This window comes from Alcaligenes sp. HNGD-HTN06, from assembly GCF_049932565.1.
Lineage (GTDB): Bacteria > Pseudomonadota > Gammaproteobacteria > Burkholderiales > Burkholderiaceae_B > Alcaligenes > Alcaligenes ammonioxydans.
Window position 1 is genome coordinate 2,568,980 of sequence record NZ_CP187782.1, and the last position, 25,843, is coordinate 2,594,822.

Annotated in this window: 21 protein-coding genes; 5 read left to right on the forward strand and 16 right to left on the reverse strand. The window is 57.1% G+C overall.

The features are described from left to right. Positions 1-315: 315 nt before the first annotated feature. Positions 316-1,626: a lysophospholipid transporter LplT gene (lplT, locus tag ACOZ42_RS11680; protein WP_426345144.1), complete on the forward strand. Its 1,311-nt coding sequence runs from the start codon at positions 316-318 to the stop codon at positions 1,624-1,626. 52 nt (positions 1,627-1,678) lie between these two features. Here lplT and ACOZ42_RS11685 read toward each other — a convergent pair whose 3' ends face one another. Continuing rightward, positions 1,679-2,590, reverse strand: coding sequence for a uracil-DNA glycosylase (locus ACOZ42_RS11685; RefSeq protein WP_059318014.1), 912 nt, complete (start codon positions 2,588-2,590; stop codon positions 1,679-1,681). After that, positions 2,587-3,819 (reverse strand): tRNA (adenosine(37)-N6)-threonylcarbamoyltransferase complex dimerization subunit type 1 TsaB, encoded by a 1,233-nt coding sequence (gene tsaB / locus ACOZ42_RS11690; protein ID WP_426345145.1) that lies wholly within the window; start codon positions 3,817-3,819, stop codon positions 2,587-2,589. The genes ACOZ42_RS11685 and tsaB overlap by 4 nt, the downstream gene beginning before the upstream one ends. Before the next feature lie 277 nt (positions 3,820-4,096). On the opposite strand from tsaB, the gene ompR reads away from it, so the two are divergent. Beyond that, positions 4,097-4,831, forward strand: a complete 735-nt coding sequence (gene ompR / locus ACOZ42_RS11695; protein WP_003801024.1) for a two-component system response regulator OmpR — start codon at positions 4,097-4,099, stop codon at positions 4,829-4,831. 2 nt (positions 4,832-4,833) lie between these two features. After that, a complete protein-coding gene (locus ACOZ42_RS11700; RefSeq protein ID WP_407927701.1) occupies positions 4,834-6,276 on the forward strand; it encodes an ATP-binding protein in 1,443 nt (480 codons plus the stop codon). Between the two features lie 67 nt (positions 6,277-6,343). Here the strand turns inward: ACOZ42_RS11700 and ispF are convergent, their stop codons facing one another. Together ispF and ispD are read right to left on the reverse strand one after the other, a co-directional pair. Then, positions 6,344-6,829: a 2-C-methyl-D-erythritol 2,4-cyclodiphosphate synthase gene (ispF, locus tag ACOZ42_RS11705; protein WP_131070743.1), complete on the reverse strand. Its 486-nt coding sequence runs from the start codon at positions 6,827-6,829 to the stop codon at positions 6,344-6,346. Then, positions 6,826-7,527, reverse strand: a complete 702-nt coding sequence (ispD, locus tag ACOZ42_RS11710; RefSeq protein WP_003801028.1) for a 2-C-methyl-D-erythritol 4-phosphate cytidylyltransferase — start codon at positions 7,525-7,527, stop codon at positions 6,826-6,828. Before ispD ends, ispF begins: the two co-directional genes overlap by 4 nt. Positions 7,528-7,556: 29 nt before the next feature. Between ispD and mfd the strand changes: the two genes are divergently transcribed. Continuing rightward, positions 7,557-11,036 carry a transcription-repair coupling factor gene (gene mfd, locus ACOZ42_RS11715; RefSeq protein WP_039943202.1) on the forward strand — a complete coding sequence of 1,160 codons (3,480 nt, stop codon included), beginning with the start codon at positions 7,557-7,559 and terminating at the stop codon, positions 11,034-11,036. A gap of 203 nt (positions 11,037-11,239) precedes the next feature. Here the strand turns inward: mfd and serB are convergent, their stop codons facing one another. Beyond that, positions 11,240-12,091: a phosphoserine phosphatase SerB gene (gene serB, locus ACOZ42_RS11720; protein ID WP_039943217.1), complete on the reverse strand. Its 852-nt coding sequence runs from the start codon at positions 12,089-12,091 to the stop codon at positions 11,240-11,242. 169 nt (positions 12,092-12,260) lie between these two features. Between serB and ACOZ42_RS11725 the strand changes: the two genes are divergently transcribed. Beyond that, positions 12,261-13,376 (forward strand): NAD(P)H-dependent flavin oxidoreductase, encoded by a 1,116-nt coding sequence (locus ACOZ42_RS11725; RefSeq protein WP_426345146.1) that lies wholly within the window; start codon positions 12,261-12,263, stop codon positions 13,374-13,376. Positions 13,377-13,512: 136 nt separating this feature from the next. Here ACOZ42_RS11725 and ACOZ42_RS11730 read toward each other — a convergent pair whose 3' ends face one another. Genes ACOZ42_RS11730 through nuoE form a run of 11 tightly spaced genes read right to left on the reverse strand, consistent with a single transcriptional unit; the run spans position 13,513 to position 25,824 of the window. Beyond that, a complete protein-coding gene (locus tag ACOZ42_RS11730) occupies positions 13,513-14,046 on the reverse strand; it encodes a DUF2818 family protein (protein WP_240209444.1) in 534 nt (177 codons plus the stop codon). A 12-nt stretch (positions 14,047-14,058) separates the two neighbouring features. Next, entirely contained in the window at positions 14,059-15,537 is a 1,479-nt protein-coding gene (nuoN, locus tag ACOZ42_RS11735; RefSeq protein ID WP_003801040.1) for an NADH-quinone oxidoreductase subunit NuoN, read from the reverse strand. 11 nt (positions 15,538-15,548) lie between these two features. Then, on the reverse strand, positions 15,549-17,036 hold the full coding sequence (locus ACOZ42_RS11740; RefSeq protein ID WP_003801041.1) for an NADH-quinone oxidoreductase subunit M: 1,488 nt from the start codon (positions 17,034-17,036) through the stop codon (positions 15,549-15,551). 4 nt (positions 17,037-17,040) lie between these two features. Continuing rightward, positions 17,041-19,053, reverse strand: coding sequence for an NADH-quinone oxidoreductase subunit L (nuoL, locus tag ACOZ42_RS11745; protein WP_003801044.1), 2,013 nt, complete (start codon positions 19,051-19,053; stop codon positions 17,041-17,043). Between the two features lie 15 nt (positions 19,054-19,068). Beyond that, positions 19,069-19,377 (reverse strand): NADH-quinone oxidoreductase subunit NuoK, encoded by a 309-nt coding sequence (gene nuoK / locus ACOZ42_RS11750; protein WP_003801046.1) that lies wholly within the window; start codon positions 19,375-19,377, stop codon positions 19,069-19,071. Positions 19,378-19,379: 2 nt separating this feature from the next. Then, complete coding sequence (locus ACOZ42_RS11755) at positions 19,380-20,021, reverse strand: NADH-quinone oxidoreductase subunit J (protein ID WP_003801048.1); 642 nt, start codon at positions 20,019-20,021, stop codon at positions 19,380-19,382. Between the two features lie 18 nt (positions 20,022-20,039). Beyond that, on the reverse strand, positions 20,040-20,528 hold the full coding sequence (gene nuoI, locus ACOZ42_RS11760; RefSeq protein WP_003801051.1) for an NADH-quinone oxidoreductase subunit NuoI: 489 nt from the start codon (positions 20,526-20,528) through the stop codon (positions 20,040-20,042). Between the two features lie 17 nt (positions 20,529-20,545). After that, positions 20,546-21,619 (reverse strand): NADH-quinone oxidoreductase subunit NuoH, encoded by a 1,074-nt coding sequence (gene nuoH, locus ACOZ42_RS11765; protein ID WP_003801052.1) that lies wholly within the window; start codon positions 21,617-21,619, stop codon positions 20,546-20,548. Between the two features lies 1 nt (position 21,620). Beyond that, entirely contained in the window at positions 21,621-23,951 is a 2,331-nt protein-coding gene (nuoG, locus tag ACOZ42_RS11770; protein WP_426345147.1) for an NADH-quinone oxidoreductase subunit NuoG, read from the reverse strand. Positions 23,952-23,965: 14 nt separating this feature from the next. After that, complete coding sequence (gene nuoF, locus ACOZ42_RS11775; RefSeq protein WP_003801054.1) at positions 23,966-25,333, reverse strand: NADH-quinone oxidoreductase subunit NuoF; 1,368 nt, start codon at positions 25,331-25,333, stop codon at positions 23,966-23,968. Further along, positions 25,330-25,824: an NADH-quinone oxidoreductase subunit NuoE gene (nuoE, locus tag ACOZ42_RS11780; protein ID WP_003801055.1), complete on the reverse strand. Its 495-nt coding sequence runs from the start codon at positions 25,822-25,824 to the stop codon at positions 25,330-25,332. The genes nuoF and nuoE overlap by 4 nt, the downstream gene beginning before the upstream one ends. Between the last annotated feature and the right edge of the window lie 19 nt (positions 25,825-25,843).

Sequence of the window (25,843 nt, forward strand, 5' to 3'; positions counted from 1 at the left end):
AGACCGGTTTACCCTGCCCGCTCAAGCAGCCAGACGCTGCAGGCCGAGCTCTTACAATGGCGCTTTGCCCGTATCGGCCCGGTCTGAAAATTCGAGCATAGAGACAGGCGCAATGAATTTTCTAATACCACTGCCCCCGCAGTCCCTGTTATTCTTGCTCCCCATCTCTGTTCGTAAATTTCGCACCGGCTCAGGCTTTGTCAAGAAACTCAGGGCGAGCAGCCCACGGCAAGCTTGTTCTGTCTGATAGCTGGCTTTGATTCGTGCCCGTGGTCCGGCGACCGCAGTTTGGCGCACACGCATTCGGGATGTATTTTGAATAAAGGATTTTATCTGGTCATGGCCGCGCAGGCATTGTCGTCAGTTGCCGACAATGCCTTGTTGATTGCCGCCATCGCCCTGATCGCAGACCTTCACGGGCCAATCTGGATGGTCCCCATGATGAAATGGTGGTTTGCGCTGTCCTATGTGCTATTGGCCGCGTTTGTGGGAGCCTTTGCCGACTCGTATCCCAAAGGCCGGGTCATGTTCGCCACCAACGCCATCAAGCTGATAGGGTGCATGCTGATGTTCTGCCATCAGTACTTTGGAATGAGCGACTCCCAGCAACTGGTGCTGGTCTTTGTGTCCTACACCCTGGTTGGCGTGGGAGCGGCCGCCTACTCACCAGCCAAGTATGGCATCGTGACCGAAATGCTCAAGCCTGAACAACTGGTCAAAGGCAACAGCTGGATCGAAGGCCTGACAGTCCTATCCATTATCGCAGGCACCGTACTAGGCGGCATCCTGATCAATCCTTCCATTGCAGGCGCCCTGGCCGAACACTCGTTGATTGCCTCCCTGGCGCAGACTCGTGCCGAAGTTGCCATCCTGCTTATTTCCCTGATTTACCTGGCGGCAGCCCTGTGCAATTTGCTCATTCCCCGCACCAATATCCACTATCCACCACAACAGAAAAATCCCGTCCTGCTGCTCAAGGAATTTCGTACCTATGTACAAATTCTGTGGCGTGACAAGCTGGGCCAGATTTCGCTGGCGGTCACCACCTTGTTCTGGGGCGCTGGCGCAACCTTGCAATTCATTGTGATCGAGTGGGGGGCACAGCATCTGGGCTACCGCCTGGATCAGGCTTCGGTTCTGATGGGGGTGGCGGCATTGGGAACCGTCTTTGGCGCGATTTTTGCCGCTCGGGTTCCCTTGAAAAAATCGCTGGCAGTCCTGCCCGTGGGCGTGGCGATGGGCTTTGTCGTGTTGCTCATGCCGCTGGTCCACGAAAAATGGGCTGTCTATACCCTGCTGATGGCTATTGGCGGTCTATCGGGCTTTTTCGTGGTACCCATGAATGCGCTGTTGCAACATCGTGGTCACGTCATGCTCTCGGCAGGCCACTCGATTGCGGTCCAGAATTTCAACGAACAGCTCAATATTCTGTTCATGCTGGCGCTATACAGCCTGCTGCTATGGCTGCGCTTGCCGATCAATTACATCATTGTGTTTTTTGGCCTGCTGGTGGCATCCCTGATGACCGTCTTTATCATGTGGAAAAACGCTAATCTGCGTGAACATCCTGAGCTGGAAGCCTGCATTGGACAGGAAGGTCATGGCCAAGCCCTGACGGCAAAATAAAGAGGTACAGGCAGAGCGGCCCTGGGCCTGCCTCTGCGTGGCGGCGACCCGCTCAGGGCTGAGCCTGCAACTGCCGTAACAAGGACAGATCCCGCCAGGCGTTGGCCTTGTGCTGCGGGCGCAGCAAGAGCGAAGCAGGATGGTAAGTCACCACCAAAGGCACGCTACGGCCCAGCGTGTCGGTGTAACTCAGGATCTGACCGCGCAAAGTTTCCAGATCCTGCTCGCAACCACTAAGCGCCATTGCGGCCACATGACCGACCGCCAGCAAACGTCGCGGCTGCACCAGACGAATCTGCGCATCCAGAAAGGCCCGACATGCAGCCAGCTCCTCCGGGGCGGGAGGACGATTTCCCAGTGGGCGGCACTTGACCAAATGCGCTTTATAAATCGAGGCGTTAGGAATGGCGCTGTTGAGCATGGCCTGCAACAACAGCCCTGCCTTGCCATCAAAAGGCTGTGCGCTACGATCATCGCTGGTCCCTGGTGCTTCGCCCACAATCATCCAGTCGGGTTCGGCCACCAGCTCTGACCCAAAGACGACCTGCGCACGACCAGTATGCAGGCCACACTCCTGGCATGCCTGTGCCTGCTCCAACAAGCTGGCCATATCCCGCGCCTTCTCGGGCTGAATCAGCACGGCAGGGCGCTGAACCACCTCTTCGACTGGCACGGGAGCCGCCGGTCGCGCCCCCGATTTACGCAATACCGCCAAAGCCTGATCACGCGCTGACAGCGCATCGCTGGCTGCGCCGGAAACAGCGGCCACCGGCACAGGGCGGTCAGCAGGTGGAACCGCCCGCTCAAGTGCGGGGGCCGCAGCCGACGTCCCGACTGGCGGCGCAGGTGCTAGCGCTTGAACGGCAGGCTGGGCCTGGGGCAAACGGGCCAGAAAGGCGCGCTCCAGCCCCAGCTCCAACAGCCAGCTACGCTGTAAGGGGGAGATAGGCTGAAAGTCGATCATGCCTCTGCCTTATCGGCCAGGCTCAAGCTCATCAAGACCGCGTCTTCCCGCACGCCTTCTTTGAAAGGGTAATAGTTTTTACGCACGCCATCGGGCTTGAAACCATACTTCTCATACAAACCGATTGCTGCTGCATTTGAGGCCCGCACTTCCAGAACGAGCCGCTCCACTGCGCGCTGTCGTGCCCATTGGAGACCGTCATCGAGCAACTGGCGCGCCAGACCTTGCCGCTGCTGCTCAGGAGCGACCCCGATCAGCAACAGCTCGATCATGTCCGGGGTCTGCAGCCAAATGGCATAGCCCTGTACCTGCCCCTGCTTATGGATGATCCGGCAGCAATACGCTGTGTTACCCAAGGCATCCGTCACGTTGCCCGCCGTCCAGGGGTGGCTTTCCACGCGCCGTTCTATATCCAGCACGGCCGACACATGCCCGGGCTGCATGGCTTCAATTTGCCAGGGCTGATCCAAAGCGGCCGGGTTGCCGCCCAAGCCCTGCTCGCGCTCCGAAATGGTGTAGGCGACTTTTTCGCGCACATACAACGGCATGGCCAGATCAGGAGCAATACCCTTCCCCTGGTCCAGATCATGCAGGGCCAGGCGTGCAACACTGGCGCTTGTCGCGCGCCATGCCGGCCCGACCTGCCAATCGTGCGCCCGTACAGCCGATGTCAGATCGGGGAACTGCTGCAAGGCATCTCCCACCACCAGAATCTGCTGGTGTCTCGCAATCACGCCCTCGGCCTGCAAACGGGCAATCCAATCAGTAAGCTGGGCGGCATCCAGCAACACCGGGCTTTGCTGCACAGTCCAGGCCGTCTGAGCCGACCAACTGTAGACGGCTGCATACACCTCCTGCATGCGCGCATCCTGCGCCACCACATAGGCTGTATTTTCGACCGGTGAACCACTGGCGGCCGCCGCCAGGAGAGAAGACACGGGCAAGACGGGCAGACCCAGCGCAAAGGCCATGCCCTGAGCGACGCCGCAAGCCACGCGCAGACCGGTAAAACCGCCCGGACCCTGCCCGAACGCAATGGCACTTAAGGCCTGCCGGTCAAGGCCGGCCTGCTCCAGCAACTGCTCGGCCATCGGCAAAAGCCGTTCAGCATGATCACCACTGCCCTCGTGGCTCAGCCCCACAAGCGAGATACCCGCAGGTGTGCGAGACAACAAGGTCAGTTCACAGAGATTGGAGGAAGTCTCCAGGGCAAGAATATGTGCATCCATCACGCTATTTTAGTTTAAGCGGACTGAAAATAGGCGGCTCTGAATACACGGGCAAGGACAAAGCCCGGTTCGAAGCAGTCCGGGACAACTTGTTTGGCGGACGGGCGTTTTATAGACCAGAGCCAAAACGACCAATGAGACTATTTGCTGCCGTACAATCTCGCCGAAGAATGTGCCAAACCTGCCACAAGGCGCATAAATAGTACAAAACACTTAATGTGTAATATTTTTCTACACCCCCCTATACGCGCTTTCTGATGCCTGTTACATTTTCGCTATGAATACGCCGACCCCCCCCCTCACCCGCAAAATCCTTGTCGTTGACGACGATCCACGCTTGCGCGATTTGTTGCGCCGCTATCTGTCTGAACAAGGGTTCAACGTCTTCGTTGCCGAAGACGGTAAAGAAATGGCCAAACTCTGGCAACGCGAGCATTTCGATCTGCTGGTATTGGATCTGATGCTGCCCGGCGAAGATGGCCTGTCCATCTGTCGTCGGCTGCGCGGCGGACACGACAATACTCCAATCATCATGCTCACGGCCAAGGCCGAGGAAATCGACCGCATCGTGGGCCTGGAGATGGGTGCTGATGACTACCTCATCAAACCGTTCAACCCCCGCGAATTGCTGGCCCGTGTCAACGCTATCTTGCGACGCCGTGGTACCGAGGAACACCCCGGCGCACCTAGTCAGGAAAATGAATCGATCGAGTTCGGCCCGTATGTGCTGAACCTGTCCACACGCACACTGACCCGCAACAACGAAGTTGTCCCGATCACCACGGGCGAGTTCTCGGTGCTGAAGGTGTTTGCCCGCCATCCCAAGATCCCCCTGTCACGCGACAAACTGATGGAGCTGGCTCGTGGTCGCGAATATGAAGCCTTTGACCGCAGCCTTGACGTGCAGATTTCGCGTCTGCGCAAGCTGATCGAACCCAATGCCTCCAAACCCGTGTTTATCCAAACGGTGTGGGGCCTGGGCTACGTGTTCGTTCCAGACGGCGGTAACTGACCTTGTCTTCCGGTCAGCAAGAGGGGCGGCCCACCACGGCCGCCCAACGCCGAGCAAGAAAAAACTCGAGTATCCGGCTAGGTTTATTCAGCCGGTCTTTTTTATTGCTTGCCGCGTTAATGCTCGTCAGCCTGGGTGCCTGGCTGCAAGTATTCTTCAGTATGGAAGAAGGACCGCGTGCTGCCCAAATGGCGCAGCGCGTGGCATCCATTGTCAGCATCACCCGCTCGGCTCTGGTGTACGCGCCCCCGGCGGTACGCCCTGCCCTGCTGCTGGATCTGGCCACCAAGGAAAGTCTGCGCGTGCAGCCACGCGAGAACACCGACGAACTTGAACCCTTGCCACGCTCCAATTACTGGCAGCACGTCTCTACCGAAGTGCGTGGCGCACTGGGCAGCCAGACCCTGATCATGTGGTCGGTCAACAGCGTGCCAGGCATCTGGGTTTCCTTTGATATCAATGAAGACCAGTATTGGCTGGTTTTTGACCGCGAACAGTTAAGCCTGACTGCCGGCGTGGAGTGGCTAGGCTGGGGTGCCACCGCCCTGTTGCTGGCCTTGATCGGTGCCGCGGTCAGTGTGCGTTTCGTGAACCGGCCTTTGGCCCAGTTGGCCAAGGTGGCCCAGCAACTGGCCCGTGGCGAGACTCCCAGCACGCTTCCTGAAAAAGGCCCAGTTGAAATCCGCGACATGAATATCGCGTTTAACCGCATGGCTCGGGACATCCGCCAGACAGAGGCGGATAGGGAAATCATGCTGGCCGGTATTTCGCACGACTTGCGCACACCGCTGGCGCGCATGCGTCTGGAAATTGAATTAAGCCAGGTATCGGACGAAACCCGCGCCGCCATTGACGAGGACCTGGCCCAGATCGACCACAGTATTGGTCAATTGATGGAATATGCCCGTCCCGCTACGGCTGTCCCTGAACATGGCATTGATGTTTCGGCCGTGCTCAACGACGTCTACGAACGCGAACGCACGCATACCGAATCGCTGGGTGGGATTTTGACGGCCTCCGTCGAACCCAATCTGTATGCCCGCATCAGCGCCCACGACCTGAAACGTATCGTCTCCAACCTGATCGAAAACGCCCGTCGTTACGGACGCAGTCCCGAAGATGACCGGGCACGCATTGAGCTGTCTGCCCATCAGCACGGCAATATTCTGGTCATTGCCGTCAAGGATCAGGGCGCCGGTATTGCCAAAGGCGACATCCAGCGCCTGCTACGGCCCTTCTCCCGGGGTGTATCCGCGCGTACGGGGGTCAGTGGTGCCGGTTTGGGATTGGCGATTGTGGAACGTCTCTTGGGCCAGGTAGGTGGGCACTTTGAGCTTATCAGCGCCCCCTCTGAAGGCCTGACAGCCCGCATTCAATTGCCCCGCATCCGCGCCAGTCGTAATGCACCAGGAACACAAGGCGATAAAGACACCAAAAACGCCTGAACCCACCGGGCCTTGGGTTGAAGGCCGCCTGCTTTTTGCCCAAGGCTTTCTTCAACCCTAGGTCCGATCAGGCTCGATACAGCAAGGCGACTGAAGTCACCGCGATCCCTTCCTGGCGCCCCACAAAGCCAATGGCCTCGTTTGTTTTACCCTTGATATTCACACTGCCGGGTTCCAGTTGCAGATCGGCCTCGATATTGGCCACCATCGCCGCAGCATGGGGAGCGATCTTGGGTTTTTGCGCATGAATCGTGGCATCCACATTCCCTACCAACCAGCCCGCAGCACGTACCTGTTCATAAGCATGACGCAGCAGCACGCGGCTATCGGCACCCTTGTATTTCAGATCGGTGTCGGGGAAATGGCGGCCAATATCCCCCAGGCCCGCAGCACCCAGGATGGCATCGGTAATGGCATGCAGCAAGGCATCGGCATCCGAATGCCCCATCAAGCCATGCGTATGCGGGATGGTGACACCGCCCAGAATCAAGGGTCGGCCTTCGCACAGCACATGCACATCAAAACCTTGTCCTACGCGAATCGGCATGCTCATAACCATTTCTCCATCAGTTCAAAATCTTCAGGCCAGGTGACTTTAAAATTCCGCGCCGAACCCAAGATTAATAAGGGTCGGCTACCCGCCAATTCCATGGCGCTGGCTTCATCCGTCACCGCAAAACCCTGTTCTTTAGCCACCTGCAAGGCCTCACGCAAGGCGTGGGCGGGAAACAGCTGGGGAGTCTGCGCTAGCCACAGCCCGTCCCTGTCCACCGTTTCCTGTACCGCGACCGGCTCGGTGGGGGTTGCGCGCTTGACCGTATCAGCAACGGGTAAAGCCAGCAAACCACCGCGTCGCGCTTGCAAGCAGGTATCAATCAGGCGCGCCAGGACTTGCTTGGGCAAACCGGGGCGCGCAGCATCATGAACCAGAACCCAGGCTTGCTCGTCCTTATCCAGGCTCTGCAAGGTATTGAGCACCGTTTCAGCCCGCGTTTGCCCACCACAAGGCAGACAGACCGTGCGCGGCAAATCTTGCAGTGCGTCGGCGGCCCAGATGTCACCGGGGGCCACAGCCACCCGCACCTGGCTGATACGTTCATCGGCCAGCAAAGCCTGTACCGAGCGGCGCAACATGGGCTGCCCGCCCAGCAAACGGTATTGCTTGGGCAAGCCTTGTGCCTTCGTGGCAGAATCCAGGGCGCGCGAGCCGATGCCGGCAGCTGGAACAATTGCAATCAAGGTAGTCTTCATAGGTGGGTGATTTTATAATGACAATCCTGATGGAAACCGAAAAACAGCACTCCCTGTCCCTGCCCAGCACCCAAGATGTGCTGGCTGCCCTACGTCCTGGTCAACGCTACACGCAACCCATGCCTCCGGGCTCCGGGGATGCCTGCCTGATTGCCGACCTGGCCCGCCAGCATAAAGCGCCTATTCTGGTGCTTTGCGCCGACCCCTTGACTGCCCAAAGGCTGGCCGAGGAAATCCTGTTGTTTGGCCCCGCCCTGCGCGTGCGCCAGTTGCCGGACTGGGAAACGCTGCCCTACGATAGCTTCTCCCCTCATCAGGACCTGATCTCAGAGCGCCTGCGCACCTTGCATGCCTTGACCATGCACGAAGTCGATGTACTGACCGTCCCGGTCACAACCGCCCTGTATCGGCTGGCGCCACCTTCTTTTCTGGCGGCCTATACCTTTTCCTTCCGTCAGGGTGATGAACTGGATGAAGCGCAGCTACGCGCCCAGTTGATGCTGGCCAATTACACGCACATGACCCAAGTCAGTGCCCCGGGCGAATTCAGCATCCGCGGCGGTCTGATTGACCTGTTTCCAATGGGTTCCGTGCTGCCCTACCGTCTGGACCTGTTCGACAACGAGATCGAAAGCATACGCAGCTTTGATATCGATACCCAGCGCAGCCTCTATCCGGTCAAGGAAATTCAGCTATTACCCGGTCGCGAGTTCCCCATGGACGAAGAAGCGCGCACCCAGTTTCGGGCCCGTTTCCGCGAGTTCTTTGAGGGTGATCCGTCGCGCGCCCTGCCCTATAAGGACGTAGGCAACGGCATTGCCTTTGCGGGCATTGAATACTACCTGCCGCTGTTCTTTGAAGAAACGGCGACCTTGATGGACTACGTGCCAGAAGGCAGCCTGGTGATCACGCACGGGGACGCGCAAAACGCCATCGCCCGATTCCAAAGTGATACGCACAGCCGCTTCTCGTTCCTGAAGAACGACCGTGAACGCCCGATCCTGCCACCTGAAAGCCTGTTTCTGTCCGATGAGCAGTTTTTCAATGGCATCAAGCCTTTCTGCCGTCTGAGCCTGAGTGCTCAGGCCGACAATCAGCCGATTGCTCACCCGGACTTTGAAGCCTTGCCCGTCGTGGCGGTCAACCGACGGGATAAAGACCCGCTGGCCCAACTGCGGCAAGAAGTCCTGGACCCGAGAAATCGCACCGTCTTGTGCGCCGACTCGGCTGGCCGGCGGGAAACACTGCTGCAAATGCTGCGCGAGCACAATCTGACGCCCGCGTCAGACTGCCAGAACCTGACGGATTTTCTACAGTCAGACGCGGCTTTTGCCTTGGTCGTTGCGCCCTTGTCTCGCGGCTTTGCCCTGATTCATGACAATCTGAGCCTGCTCACCGAAAATGATCTCTACCCTACCCAGACACGCACGCAAAGCAGCCGCCGCCGCAACGAACGCAGCAGCGATGTCGAGGCCATGGTGCGGGACTTGTCCGAGCTGCGTGAAGGTGACCCGGTAGTCCATGCCGAGCATGGCATTGGCCGCTATTGCGGCCTGAAAGAAATGGATTTGGGTGAAGGCCCGGTCGAATTTCTGCATCTGGAGTACGCCAAAGGCAGCACACTTTATGTTCCCGTTGCTCAGTTGCATGTGATCGCCCGCTACAGCGGCGCCGATCCCGAGCATGCCCCGCTGCATCAACTGGGCTCGGGTCAATGGGACAAGGCCCGCCGTCGTGCCGCCAAGCAAGCACGCGACAGTGCGGCTGAACTGCTGGCCCTGTACGCCCAGCGAGCCGCCCGTGAAGGTTTCAAATTCAAGCTGCCCCTCAATGACTACCAGGCCTTCTCCGAAGGTTTTGGTTTTGAAGAAACCCCGGATCAGGCCGCCGCTATCGAAGCGGTCATCAACGATATGACGTCCGGCCAGCCCATGGATCGTCTGGTCTGCGGGGATGTGGGTTTTGGCAAGACCGAGGTTGCGCTTCGCGCTGCCTTCCTGGCGGTAGCCAATGGCAAACAGGTAGCCTTGCTCTGCCCGACCACCTTGTTGGCCGAGCAGCATGCCCAAACCTTCTCGGATCGCTTTGCCGACTGGCCCATCCGGGTTGCCGAGCTGTCCCGCTTTCGTTCCACTAAACAAACCCAGGCCGCCATCGCAGGACTTCAGGACGGCAGTGTGGATATTGTCATCGGAACGCACAAGATCCTGTCGCCCGATGTGCGCTTCAAGCATCTGGGCCTGGTCATCATCGACGAAGAACACCGTTTCGGCGTGCGCCAGAAAGAGGCCTTGAAGCAGCTACGTGCCGAAGTCGATATCCTGACCCTGACCGCAACCCCTATTCCACGCACCCTTGGAATGTCCCTGGAAGGCATACGGGACTTTTCCGTGATTGCCACAGCGCCACAAAAACGTCTGGCAATCAAAACCTTTGTCCGTCGTGAAGATGGCAGCACCATACGCGAAGCGCTGCTGCGCGAACTGAAACGCGGGGGTCAGGTCTACTTCCTGCACAACGAAGTCGAGACCATCCATAACCGTCGTGCCCGGTTGGAGGAATTGGTCCCGGAAGCCAGCATTGCCGTGGCCCATGGTCAAATGCCTGAGCGCGAGCTGGAAGCCGTCATGAAAGGCTTCTATCAAAAGCGCTACAACGTACTGCTATGTACCACCATTATTGAAACCGGCATTGATGTACCCACGGCCAATACCATCGTCATTCACCGTGCCGATCGTCTGGGTCTGGCACAGCTGCACCAGTTGCGTGGCCGCGTTGGCCGCTCCCACCACCAGGCCTATGCCTATTTGCTCACCCCAGGTGAGGACGCCATCACCAGCAATGCGAAAAAACGGCTGGAAGCGATTCAAGCCATGGAAGAGCTGGGTGCAGGCTTTTTCCTGGCCATGCACGATCTGGAAATTCGAGGTGCGGGGGAAGTGTTGGGCGAATCCCAGTCCGGCGACATTCAGGAAGTAGGCTATTCCATGTATGCGGATATGCTCAATACGGCCGTCAAAGCCCTGAAAGCGGGGGAGGAACCTGACCTGGATTCGCCCTTCGCCTTGCAATGCGAGGTCAATCTGCATACCTCCGCCCTGCTGCCCGCCAACTACTGCCCCGATGTCAATGCCCGTCTGGGGCACTACAAGACGCTCTCGCACGCCCGCACTGAGGACGACCTGATCCACATTCATGAAGAGCTGATCGACCGCTACGGCCTGCTGCCGGAGGCCGGCGAGAACCTGCTGGCCGTGCATCGTTTGCGCATCAAGGCCGAGCCCTTAGGTATTGTGAAGATTGATGCCAGTGAATCACAGGCGACGATTCAGTTTTCCTCCAAACCCAATGTAGATGCCGTCAGCATTATTGAACTGGTGCAGAAGAACAAACAGGTTCGACTGGCCGGCCCGGACAAACTGAAGATTGATATCACCAAAGGTGAAGAAATCAAGAATCGCATTCAGGCCGTACGCAATGTCTTGAACAGCTTGCGCCAAGAGAAGTAAGCCTTAATCGTCACGCTGGATGCAAAAAGAGCGCTGGACAAAGACAGCGCTCTTTTATGTTTGACCGTAACGCCCCTGACTGATGCATTTAGGCCTGCGAACCGAAACTTCTCAATACAGCCCCACTCCGGGTGCGGATGGACTGAAGCTAACATCCACCCTCCGATTTTGTAGCGCCAAACCACGCTGACGGTTCGTGTCCCTCACACGTCCAAACGGAACCAGTTCAATACGGCATCCAAGGGAGAATGATTCAAGGCAAAGCGGGCCTGCTCCTGCACGACAGGTTTGGCACGGTAAGCGACCGAGTACTTGGCCTTGGACATCATGGGCAGATCATTGGCCCCATCACCGATTGCAATACACTGCTCGGGGCTTGCCCCCAGATCGGCAGCCAACTCCTGCAAGAAGCGCGCCTTGGCCTGCCCATCCACAATGGCACCCAAGACTTTGCCAGTCAATTTACCGTCCACCACTTCCAAGGTATTGGAGTGGGCAAAACTCAGGCTGAAGCGATCTTTCATGCGCTCCGTAAAGAAAGTGAAGCCGCCCGACACCAGCAAGGTCTTCACGCCGTGCGCATGCGCGGTTGCGATCAGGCGCTCAGCCCCGGGATTGGGCTGCAAACGCTCTTCATAAACACGGCTCAGATCGCTGACCGGCACCCCTTCCAGAAACGCCACTCGACGAACCAGGCTTTCAGAAAAATCCTTGATCTCGCCCCGCATCGCCGCTTCAGTAATCGTGGCAACCTGCTCTTTGCGGCCCGCCATATCGGCAATCTCGTCAATGCATTCGATATTGATCAGCGTGGAATCCATGTCCATAGCCAACACGCGCATATCCTTGAGGCGATCGATCTGCTCCAGAAAGGCAAAGTCCATCGCGCCGCTCTTGCACAGGGTCTGCACGTCAGCACACTGCGAGGCATCCGCACCCAGAACGCGGACTGCAGTGGGGCCCAGTTCCTGCACGCCATCGGCTTGCACCACTGCCGCAATTTTTTCGATGATGGCGCTGTCAAGGCGCGGCCCTTGAAGAATGAGATGAGACATCAGATCGTCCACAAAGCAAAAATACAGCACAGGCACTGTGCCAAGAAACCAGTATTGTAGCCTGCCAACGGTCCGTCACAGCCTGGCCTTCACGCATCCCTGTCAGTTTTCAGTCTGAACTCATCCTGCTACGATAAACGCTATTGCGAAATGACCGAGGACGCCCTCCATGTACATCTGGCCCAACCATAGCTTGCTCGATCTGCTCCACATCGAACACCCCATTGTCCAATCTCCCATGGCCGGTGCCCAAGACAGCGAGTTGGCCATCGCAGTCGCTCGTGCCGGTGGCCTTGGCTCCCTGGCTTGCGCCATGCTCAGCCCGGACCAGATTCGTGAACAAGTGGCGCTATTTCGGCAAGCCGTCTCAGCGCCCATCAATCTGAACTTTTTTTGCCATGAAGATCTGCGTTTGGAGCCAGAGGCCCTGCAGGAATGGCGCTTGCGACTGATGCCCTACTACCAGGAATATGGGCTGGACCCGAACCAGGAGCTGCCCAAGGCGGCACGCGCGCCTTTCTCGCCGGTTCATGCTAAACTGGTGGAAGCGATCCGGCCCGAGGTGGTCAGCTTCCATTTTGGCCTGCCCACCGCTGACCTGGTTGAGCGCGTCAAAAAATCCGGCGCTTTGGTCATGTCCAGTGCCACTACCACCGCCGAAGCTGTCTGGCTGCAAGAACACGGTGCCGATATCATCATCGCCCAAGGCGTCGAAGCAGGCGGCCACCGCGGCATGTTTCTTGATAATAAAGTTCATACTCAAGTGGGCACCCTGTCTTTGGTTCCTCAGATTGCCGACGCCGTAAGCATTCCTGTCATCGCGGCTGGCGGCATTGCCGACGGACGGGGCATTGCGGCAGCGCTGGCCTTAGGAGCCTGTGCCGCCCAGATTGGGACCGCCTACCTGTTCTGCCCTGAGTCCAAGATCAGCCCACTACACCGTGAGGCCTTGGGACAGAGCCGCTCGGATGGAACAGCGCTGACCAATCTGTTCTCCGGCCGCCCCGCCCGCAGTATCCGCACTCGTCTGATGGACGAAATCGGCCCATTAAGTGACAGCGCTCCTGTGTTTCCTCATGCTGGTTCCGCGCTGAGCCCCTTGCGTATCGAAGCGGAGAAACAAGGCCGCAGCGAGTTCACCTCTCTATGGAGCGGTCAAAGCGCAGCATTGGGCCGCGCACTGCCTGCTGAGCAATTAACCTTGGTACTGGCTCAAGAAGCTCAGGGCGTATGTAAACGTCTGGGTTTGGCCGGCGCGACTCATGCCCCCCTGGATCAGCCCTGATTAAGGCCAGACCTTGCGACCTGAAGGGCCAGGCCCCCGTCCACACTGGCCGACAGACGGACTAAGTCACACATCCGAGACCTCCTAAAAAAAACCTCGCAAATAGTTTTGCGAGGTTTTTTTACACGGGCCAGTCTTAGTCAAATTTACCCTTGGGATGACGCATCAAGTAGCGATACACAAAGCCGGGGTAGGCCATGACCAAAAACAAAGCGAAAGTAATGGTGTAAAACACCCAGGTCTGCTTGAACGGATTACCAATGCTGGCTTCAAAGGCAAAACCAAATGCCCCCACGATACCGTACAAGGCGCACACCTCCAGAAGGCGGGACAGAAAGCCCTTGGAGATCTTTTGATGACGAGCACGCCACGCGGGAAAGAAAAACAAAGCAGCCGCTAACGCTAAGCCTAGAAGCAGCTTGCCTACCATGAGCGGCAAGGAATTCAGACCCGAGCTGGACGCAATCAAGGTGTAAATGCCCAGTCCCAAAGCCGCCAGGACAAGCAGATACACCAGACCGACTATCAGTTGCAGCCAGGGCGAAAGACCAGACCGTTCGCCCGGCAAGGACCAAGGCAATACCAGCAAGGGCTTTTCCACGAGAAACGGCAGATTAGCCGTTATCACGGAAAGAACAATCAAGACCCAGATGGAAAGGCTTTGGTCCATGGGGCTACCTATTTAAAACTGCAAGGAAGACTGGATCACGCGGATGCAGGTATCCATCAGACCGCCGGGCAACAAACCCAGCCCGATAATCAGCACACCATTTACCAGCATGACCAGCTTGGTCAACAAACCGGTTGCCACCGGATGCTCTTCCCCTTCGGGCTCGTCGAAGTAAACCACCTTCACAACGCGCAAATAGTAGAAGGCGCCGATCAAGGACATGATCACGGCAAACACGGCCAGCCAGATATAACCTGCGCCCACCACCGCCTGCAGCACACTGAGCTTGGCGGCAAAACCGGCCAGCGGAGGAATGCCAGCCAGGGAGAACATGGACAACAGCCAGACCAATGCCAGGCCGGGATTGCGACGGTTCAGACCTTTGAGATCGCTGATGTTTTCACATTCAAAACCGCGACGGCTCAGGATCAGAATCAGACCGAAGGTGCTCAGCGTGGTCAGCACGTAGATCACCACGTAGAACAGCGAGGCACCATAGGCTTGAGAGTGAGTCTCGCCGTCAAACACGCCTGCCAGCAAGCCCAGGAAAATGAAACCCATGTGCGAGATGGTCGAATACGCAAGCATACGCTTGAGATTCTTTTGCATGATCGCAGTCAGGTTACCCAAGGCCAGCGACAGCACAGCCATGATCAGCAACATAGGCTGCCAATCCACGGCAATACCGTGCAGGGCTTCAACCAGGAAACGCATGGTTACCGCAAACGCAGCCAGTTTGGGAGCAGCACCGATAATCAGGGTGACCGTGGTCGGAGCGCCTTGATAGACGTCCGGTGTCCACATGTGGAAAGGAGCGGCCGTCAATTTGAAAGCCAGACCTGCCACCACAAACACCACACCGAAGACCAGCGCCAGACGCTCGGCCTGACCATTGGCAATCACTTCAGCAATGCGTGGGAACTCCAGATGACCGGTAGCGCCAAAAATCATGGACATACCGTACAGCAAGATACCCGATGCCAACGCACCCAGAACGAAGTACTTGAGCGCTGCTTCGATGGACTGACGATGTTCGCGACGCAAGGCAACCAGTGCGTACAGCGCGAAGGACATCAACTCCACACCCAGATAGGCGGTCAACATGCTGTTGGCCGAAATCATGATCATCTGGCCCAGCAGAGCCATCAGAGTCAGGGTATAGAGCTCACCGCCACGCTCCATCATGTCACGCTGTTCAGCGTACTCACGACCGTAAATCAGGGTAGCGGCCACAGCGGCACACGAGAGCAGCTTCAGGAAGTGCGCCATTTCGTCAACGACGAACAGACCACCGAACGAGACGCCGTTCACACCCTTGGACCATTGCCAGGCCACACTGGCCGCAACCACGGCAAGCGTCAGCAGGCTAAGAACAAAGGTCGAGTGGCGCTGTTTGTGTGTGCTGAACGCATCAAAAATCAGCACACACGAAGCCAGAACCAGGAGCAGGATCTCGGGCAAAGCCAGAGAAAAGTTAAAGGTAGTATCCATAGTGATTCGGCCTACAGTTTCGAGATGGAGACGTGTTGCAGCAACGCTTCAACCGAAACGTGCATGACCTCGGTGAATGGCTTGGGATACACACCCATGCCCAACACCGCAATCGCCATTACGCCAAGAACGAAGAACTCACGGCCGCTCAGATCGCTCATGCCAGCCACCTTGTCATTACCCACGGGGCCAAAAGCCACGCGCTTGAGCATCCACAACGAGTAGGATGCACCGGTAATCAAAGCAGTGGCTGTCAACAAACCGATCCAGAAGTTGTATTCGACCGCACCCATGATGACGGTGAACTCACCGATAAACCCGCTGGTGCCAGGCAAACCACTATTGGCCATGGAGAACAGCACGAAGAAGGTGACAAAGCGCGGCATAACCTTGACCACACCACCGTAATCGGCAATCTGGCGGCTATGCAGGCGGTCGTACAAGACACCAATACACAGGAACATGGCGCCAGAGACAAAACCGTGCGAGATCATTTGCATGATCGCACCTTCCATCCCCGTGGTGTTGAACACGAAAAAGCCCAGCGTGACAAAACCCATGTGAGCCACAGAGGAATACGCCACCAGCTTTTTCATGTCGTCCTGAACAATGGCAACCAGACCGATATAGATCACCGCGACCAGGGACAGAGCAATGATGATGCCGGCCAGACCTTGGGAGGCATCAGGCGCAATCGGCAGGGAAAAGCGCAGGAAGCCGTAAGCACCCAGTTTCAGCATGATGGCAGCCAGAACCACGGAACCGCCCGTGGGCGCCTCCACGTGAGCATCGGGCAACCAGGTGTGAACGGGCCACATAGGCACTTTCACGGCAAACGCCATGAACAGCGCAGCAAAGATCATCACCTGCGTGGTGTAATCCAGCGGCACTTTGTGCCAGGTCAGGATATCGAAGGTACCGCCAGACACATTCCACAAATAGATGAATGCAATCAGCGTCAGCAAGGAACCCAGCAGGGTGTACAGGAAGAACTTGACCGAGGCATAAACGCGGTTGGGGCCACCCCAGATACCGATGATCAGATACATCGGGATCAGCGTGGCTTCAAAGAACACGTAAAACAGCAAGCCATCCAGAGCCGCGAACACACCTACCATCAGACCCGACAGGATCAGGAAGGCGCCCATGTACTGGGCCACACGGCTGGTGATCACCTGCCAGCCCGCCAGCACCACAATCACAGTGATGAAGGCGGTCAGCAGAACAAACCACATGGAAATCCCGTCCACGCCAAGGTGGTAATTCACCTTGAAGGCGTCAATCCAGGGAGCCAGTTCGACAAACTGCATGTCAGCCGTGGCGGGATTAAAGCCCGTGTACAGAGGAATCGTGACAATCAGACCGGCAATCGAACCCAGCAGCGCCAGCCAGCGGGTGAAGGTGGGACGATCATCACGCCCCAGAGCCAGCACCAACAGGCCAGCGACGATAGGTACGAAAATCGCCAGCGTTAACCAAGGAAGAGTAGAAGACGCCATATCGCTAGCCATTTACCGAACTCGCCAGTACAAAAAAGGTTAAGAGCGCCAGAATCCCGAGGATCATGGCAAAGGCATAGTGGTAGACATAGCCGGACTGGATATGACGGCTGATTGCAGCCACCCAGCCCACCACGCGCGCACTACCATTGACCACCAGGCCGTCGATCAGGCCACGGTCAGCACCTTTCCAAAGGCCCGTACCCAGGCAGCGAACGCCGCGAGACAGCACCTGCTCGTTGAACCAGTCAACGTAGTACTTGTTCTCCAGGATACGGTAGATAAAAGAGCAGTTCTTCTTGATGGCTGCAGGCAAGGCAGGATTGACCAGGTACATGTACCAGGCTACCACCGCACCAGCCACAACCAGCCAGAATGGCAAGGTCACAAAGCCGTGCAGAGCGTAAGCCATCCAGTCAGTCCAATGGCTGGCCAGGGTCGCCATGGCAGGATGATCCGGCAGAACCGTCACAATACCGTCAAAGTAGCCACCGAACAGCAAGGGTTCAACGAACCAGATACCGGCGAAAATGGATGGAATGGCCAGCAGAACCAAAGGCAGTGTCACCACCCAAGGCGACTCGTGCGGATCACCACCATGGGCGTGATGATCGTCATGACCATGATGCTCATCGTGCTTGACGTCACGGAAGCGCTCTTTGCCGTGGAACACCAGGAAGTACAGACGGAAGGAGTACAGCGAAGTGACGAACACACCGATCAGTGTGGCGTAGTAAGCGTAGGTCGAACCCCAGATACCGGCGTCGCCTGCCGCTTCGATGATGTGCTCTTTCGAGTAGAAGCCCGAGAAGAACGGCGTGCCCACCAGAGCCAGCGTACCGATCAGGAACGTCAGCCAGGTGATTGGCATGTACTTGCGCAGACCACCCATGTTGCGGATGTCCTGATCGTGATGCATGCCAATGATGACCGAACCAGCACCCAGGAACAGCAAGGCTTTGAAGAACGCGTGCGTCATCAGGTGGAACACCGCCGCCGAGTAGGCCGACGCACCCAGAGCCACGGTCATGTAACCCAGCTGGGACAAGGTGGAGTAAGCCACAACACGCTTGACGTCGTTCTGGATAATACCCAGCAGGCCCAGGAACAAGGCACCCGTAGCACCGATCACGATAATGAAGGACAAGGCGGTCGTCGACTGCTCAAAGACAGGCGAGAAACGGGCCACCATGAAGATACCGGCCGTCACCATGGTCGCGGCGTGAATCAGCGCCGAGATAGGAGTGGGACCTTCCATGGAATCTGGCAACCAGCTGTGCAAAGGCACCTGAGCCGACTTACCCATGGCACCCACAAACAGGGCCAGGGCGGCCACCGTCAGCAATTGCCAGTCAGTACCGGGGAATGTCAGGGTACTCAGTTCCTGAACCTTGGCGAACACGTCGCTGTAGTTCATCGAACCGGTGTAGGCATAGAGCAGACCGATACCCAGGGCAAAGCCGAAGTCACCCACACGGTTGACCAGAAAGGCCTTCATGTTGGCAAAAATAGCGGTCTTGCGCTCGTACCAGAAACCGATCAGCAGGTAGGACACCAGACCCACTGCTTCCCAACCGAAGAACAGCTGCAGCATGTTGTTGGACATGACCAGCATCAGCATCGAGAAGGTAAACAGCGAGATGTAGGAGAAAAAGCGCTGATAGCCCGGATCGTCCTTCATGTAGCCAATGGTGTAGATGTGAACCATCAGCGACACGGACGTCACCACGACCATCATCAGGGCGGTGAGCTTGTCGATCAGAAAACCGATATCCCACTGGATGCTGCCAATGGTGATCCAGGTGTAGACCGGACCATTGAACGTCTGGCCTTCCAGGACCTGCAGCAAGACCATGACCGAGCCGATAAAGGAAATCAGCACGCCCGCGATCGTGATCAGGTGAGCGCCTGTCTTGCCGACAAATCGACCCAGAAAGCCGGTACCGAACAAACCGGCTAGCGCCGAGCCCACCAGGGGAGCAAGCGCAATCGTTAAGTAAAGATTTATGGAGTTCATTAGTGTGCTATCCCATCAACCCTTGAGCTGGTCGAGATCCTGGACATTGATCGAATTAAGGTTACGGAACAACAGAACCAGAATTGCAAGACCAATGGCCGCCTCGGCCGCAGCGACCGTCAGGACGAAAAAGACAAACACCTGACCTGCCTCATTGCCCATCCACGTGGAGAAGGCCACGAAATTCATGTTGGCCGACAAAAGAATCAGCTCAACAGACATGAGCAAAACAATCAGGTTGCGACGGTTCAGGAAAAAGCCAAACAGGCCAATCGTGAACAGCACAGCGCCCAGGACCAAATAGTGCGCAAGCGTCAGCGTCATCATCATTTGTCTCCTGGCACGACAGCGTCAGCCGAACTGGACACCGACGGCTTTTCGGTTTGAGAAGGAATGGAAACCATGCGCAGACGGTCTTTCGAGCGAACCTTGACCTGTTCGCTGGAAACGGTGCGTTTGACGCCTTCACGTTTACGCATCGTCAGTGCAATGGCCGAGATCATGCCAACCAGCAGCACAATACCGCCCAGCAAAACAGCCAGGACGTACTGGGAATACATCAGCTCGCCAATAACGCGCGTGTTGTTGTAATCCGCAGCCACGGCTGCAGCAGGGGCAGTGGTGAACCACAGCTTGGTCAGCACAAAGCCCATTTCCAGAACCATGATGGCGCCGATCAACAGCCCCATAGGCACGTAAGCCTTGAATTTCTGGGCAGCGGACTCCTGACGCACATCCAGCATCATGATGACGAACAGGAACATCACCATCACGGCACCCACGTAGACCACAACCAGCAGCAGGCCCAGGAACTCGGCCCCCATCGTGATCCACATCATGGCAGCGGTGAAGAACACCAGAATCAAATGCAATACGGCTGTAACCGGGTTCTTGGCGGCGATCACGCGATACGCGGCCACCACCATCACCAGCGCCAGCACATAAAACAGAACAGTAGTAAATAACATGAGTGTAGAGCTCCGGCCTTAGCGATAAGGTGCATCTGCGGCACGACGACGAGCGATCTCGTCTTCGTAGCGGTCACCGATAGCCAGCAGCATGTCCTTGGTGTAGTACAAATCGCCGCGTTTTTCACCGTGGTATTCGTGAATATGCGTTTCCACGATCGAATCGACCGGGCAGCTTTCCTCACAGAAACCACAGAAAATACACTTGGCCAGATCGATGTCATAACGTGTGGTGCGGCGGGTGCCGTCCTCGCGCTCTGCCGATTCGATGGAGATGGCCATGGCGGGACAGACGGCCTCGCACAGTTTGCAGGCGATGCAGCGCTCCTCGCCGTTCTCGTAGCGACGCAAAGCGTGCAGACCGCGAAAACGTGGCGAAGCGGGCGTGGTTTCAACGGGGTAACGCAGCGTCACTTTACGCTTGAAAAAATACTTCCCCGTCAGGCGCATGCCTTTGAGCATCTCGGACAGCATCAGGCTGCCGAAGAAATCTTTGATTGCTTCCATAATCTTGCCCCTTAGCCTTAATGCCAGATGTTCCAGGGCGTCTGCATCCAGATCGCCACAATAACCAGCCAAACACCGGTCAGCGGGATAAATACTTTCCAGCCCAAACGCATGATCTGGTCATAGCGGTAACGTGGGAACGTCGCACGGAACCAGATGAACATGGAGACGACGACAAAAGTCTTCAGCCCCAGCCACAACCACCCCGGAATCCAGGTGAAGGGAGCGAACTCGACAATCGGAGTCCAGCCACCCAAGAACATGATGGACGCCAGCGCCGACAGGAAAATCATGTTGGCGTACTCACCCAGGAAGAACAGAGCGAAACCCGTACCGGAGTACTCCACCATGGGACCGGCCACAATTTCCGATTCGCCTTCCACCACGTCAAAGGGGTGACGGTTGGTTTCAGCAACAGCGGAAATCACGTAGATCACAAACAGTGGCAGCAAGGGCAGCCAGTTCCAGGACAGGAAGTTCAAGCCCTTGTCCGCAAAATAACCCTGGGTCTGACCGACCACGATGCCCGACAGATTCAAGGTGCCGGAAACCAGCAACACCGTGATCAAGACAAAACCGATGGCCAATTCGTAGGACAGCACCTGAGCAGCTGCACGCAGACCGCCCAGCAAGGCGTACTTGGAGTTGGATGCCCAACCCGCCACGATCACACCATACACACCCAGCGAGGTGATCGCCAGAATGTAGAGCAGACCGGCGTTCACGTCAGACAGCACCACATCGGGGCTGAAAGGAATCACAGCCCAGGCGGCCAGAGCGGGCATCAGCGTCACGACGGGTGCCAGCAGGTACAGGACCTTGTTGGACTTCGCAGGAACGATCAGCTCTTTGGTCAAAAGTTTGAAAACGTCAGCAAAAGGCTGCAGCAGGCCGCGGTAACCGACACGAGTCGGTCCCAGACGAACGTGCATGAAGCCAATCATCTTGCGTTCCCAGTAGGTCAGGTAGGCAACACACAGAATGACGGGCACCGCAATAGCGACAACCTTCAGCAGCGTCCACACCACATACCATGCGTCCGGACCCAGCAGGTCCGTACCGTAGCTATTGATGGCAGAGAGAAAATCCATGTTATGCACGCTCCACTGTCAATTGACCGAATGCACTACCCAAAGCGGCAGTTTCAGAAAAAGCGGTGGCAACACGCACCGAGTTCAATGCCACGGTGTCATCCAGTTGAGCAGGCAAGCTGACTTCGCCTTGCGACGAACGAACCTTCACCAGATCACCGTCAACCAGACCCAACTGAGCCAGGGTGGCAGCAGCCATACGAGCTGTGGGCGGTGCCGAAGCCGGTGTTTGCTGAAGCGGAGCCGAACGACGTACCAGTGCATCGCTACGGTAAATAGGCACATCAGCCACACGCTCCAGGCCACTGCCTTCAGGCAGAACGCTGGCAGCCAGATTGATCTGATTGGACAGACGCGATTCCACACCGGCAGCCATGACAGAGTCACGCACCGACTCGGAGGTTTCGTCATCGAAACCGTCCAGCTGGAACAGATTGCCCAACACACGCAAAACTTTCCAGGCAGGACGTGTATCACCCACGGGAGCGGCTGCCCCCTTGAAGCTTTGTACACGGCCTTCGGCGTTGACAAAGGTGCCAGAGGTTTCAGTGAAGGGAGACACGGGCAACATTACATCGGCCCACTGCTCGGCAGCGGAACGATACGATGTCAGCGCCACCGAGAACGTAGCGGACTTCAATGTCTCGACAGCACGTTCGCCCAGATCGCTGTCCAGAGCAGGCTCAACGTTCAGAACCAGATAAGCACGCAAGGTTTGAGCCAGCATTTGCTCGGCGGTCAAGCCACCCTTGCCCGGTACGGCGTTAGCCAGATAACCACCCACGGTGTTACCACCCGCAGTCAGGAAACCCAGCTTGGCACCGCTAGCCTGTGCAATCGCATGAGCGTTGGCCGCAATCACGCTGGCCTGATCCGAGTTGACCGCCATATTGCCCAGCAGGACAGCGACACGCTCGCCAGACACCAGGCTGTCAGCGATCTGCTGAGCCTCAGCAGACACCTGCACGCTTTCCAGACCAGCAGGAACCGCAGTCTCCTTGGCCTTGGCAACCGCAACCAGCACTTGAGCCAGAGAATTGGCCAACTGGCTTGGAGTCACGGTCATACGGCCAGCAATCGCATTGAACAATGGATTATCGGCAGCCGAATCGATAAAAGAAACCTGTGCCCCCCGTTTGACAGCCTGGCGCAGACGCTGAGCCATCAAGGGATGATCTTTACGCAGGAAGGAGCCCACAACCAGAACGCGATCCAGCTCGTTCAAGGCAGTCAGAGGCATACCCAACCAAGGTACACCGGCCAAGGCGCCATCCAGACGGGCATCGGTCTGACGCAGACGGAAGTCTACGTTTTCAGTACCCAGAGCACGGCCCAGACGAGCCAGCAAAGCCAGTTCTTCAGTGGTGGAAGTCGCCGAACCAATACAGCCCAACTGATCCGCACCAAACTTCTCGCGCACAGCGTTCATGCCAGCCACAATGGTCTGCATGGCGTCGTTCCACGAGGCCTCGCGCCACTGGCCGTCATCACCACGCACCATGGGACGGGTCAGACGATCTTCGGTATACAGGCCTTCGTACGAGAAACGGTCACGGTCGCTGATCCAGCATTCGTTGACTTCCTCGTTCTCGAAAGGAACGACACGCAGCACTTTGTCCATCTTGGCCTGCAGCACCAGGTTGGCACCCACGCTGTCGTGCGGGCTAACGCTGCGACGACGGGCCAATTCCCAGGTACGGGCATTGAAGCGGAACGGCTTGGACAGCAAGGCGCCAACGGGGCAAACGTCAATCATGTTGCCCGACAGCTCGGACTCCACTGCGCGACCCACAAAGGTCGTGATCTCGGCGTGTTCGCCTCGGTTGAGCATGCCAACCTCTTGCACACCGGCGATTTCTTCGCCTGTACGAACACAACGCGTGCAATGAATGCAACGCTGCATGGCATCCGTGGAGATCAGCGGGCCCATGGACTTGGCAGCCACAACGCGCTTCTCTTCCTTGTAGCGCGACTCGGAGCCACCGTAACCCACGGCCAGATCCTGCAGTTGACACTCTCCCCCCTGGTCGCAGACAGGGCAATCCAGAGGGTGATTGATCAACAGAAACTCCATGACGCTCTTTTGAGCGGCAATGGCTTTTTCCGAACGAGTACGCACAACCATGCCGTTGGTGACGGGAGTGGCACAAGCAGGCAAAGGCTTGGGCGCTTTTTCCACATCCACCAAACACATGCGGCAGTTGGCGGCAATACTCAGTTTTTTGTGATAACAGAAGTGCGGCACGTAGACCCCGGCGTCATGGGCAGCCTGAATGACCATGCTGCCTTCCGGGGCGTCAACTTTAATGCCATCGATGGTGAGTTCTACCATTACGTTGTCCTGGCCTACAAATATTGAGGCACCACACAGCCTTTATGCTCGATGTGGTGTGCGAACTCGTCGCGGAAATGCTTAACGAAACTGCGCACCGGCATGGCAGCAGCATCACCCAGGGCGCAAATGGTGCGACCCATGATGTTATGTGCGATGTCGTCGAGCATGTCCAGATCTTCCGGACGACCTTGACCGTTCTCGATACGATGCACCATACGCCACAACCAGCCTGTGCCTTCCCGGCACGGCGTACACTGGCCGCAACTTTCGTGATAGTAAAAATAGGACAGACGCAGCAGGGACTTGACCATGCAACGTGTCTCGTCCATCACAATGACGGCACCCGATCCCAACATGGAACCCGCCTTGGCAATCGAGTCGTAGTCCAGATTGGTGGCCATCATGATGTCAGCCGGCAAAACAGGCGAACTGGACCCACCCGGGATCACCGCCTTCAGTTTGCGACCATCACGCATGCCGCCAGCCAATTCCAGCAAGGTGGCAAACGGTGTACCCAGAGGCACTTCGTAGTTACCGGGACGCTCTACGTCACCGGTAATGGAGAAGATCTTGGTACCGCCAGCGTTGGGGATACCTACTTCCAGGTATTCCTGACCACTGTTGCGCAAAATCCAGGGAACGGCCGCAAAGGTTTCGGTGTTATTGATGGTCGTTGGCTTGCCATACAGACCAAAGCTGGCGGGAAAGGGAGGTTTGAAACGGGGCTGACCCTTCTTGCCTTCCAGAGACTCCAGCAAAGCGGTTTCTTCACCGCAAATGTAGGCGCCATAACCGTGGAACGCATGCAGCTGAAAGCTGAAGTCCGAACCCAGGATCTTGTCACCCAGGAAACCGGCCGCACGGGCCTGCTCCAGCGCTTCTTCAAAACGCTGATAAATTTCGAAGACCTCACCGTGGATGTAGTTATAGCCAACGGTAATGCCCATGGCATAAGCCGCAATAGCCATGCCTTCGATCACGATATGCGGGTTGAAACGCAAAATGTCGCGGTCTTTGAAAGTACCTGGCTCGCCCTCGTCCGAGTTGCAGACCAAGTACTTCTGGCCTGGCAGGCTGCGGGGCATGAAGCTCCACTTCAGACCCGACGGGAAACCTGCGCCACCACGACCGCGCAAGGCCGAGGTCTTGACCTCTGCGATCACGTCTTCAGGCTTCATGCCGGTGGTCAGCACCTTGCGCAAGGCTTCGTAGCCACCGCGCTTGACGTAATCTTCCAGGCCCCAGTTATCGCCATTCAAGCCAGCCAGAATCTGCGGCTGGATGTGACGATCATGAAAAATCATGCTGCGCGACAGGTCGCCACCAGGGTTGGGTTCCAGTCCCTGTGCGAACTTGCGCAGAATGTCCGGTGCAATCATGCCGATTCTCCGTATGTCTTCAATTCTTCGAGCATGGCATCAATGCGCTCGGCTTCCATGCGCACGCACATGTGCTGATTGTTCAGCAACATGACGGGCGAATCACCACATGAACCCATGCACTCCCCCATGATCAGGGAGAACTGGCCATCTGCCGTGGTTTCACCGTAATCGATACCCAACTTCTCTTTCAGGTACTCGCCGGCCTTGACGCCATCACGCAGCGCACAGGGCAAGTTGGTGCAAACGGAAATGGTGACGCGGCCAACGGGTTTGGTGTGGAACATGTTGTAGAAGGTCGCAACCTCCTGCACGGCAATAGGCTCCACGCCAATGTATTGGGCAACATCCTCGATAATTTCTGGCGATACCCAGCCTTTTTCCTGCTGGGCGATTGCCAGAGAGGCCATGATGGCAGAGCGACGTTGATCTGCCGGGAACTTGCTCAGTTCCTTATCTATCTGTTGGTAGGCTTTTTCGGAAAGCAACATAATTCGGTTCCGTTTTTCC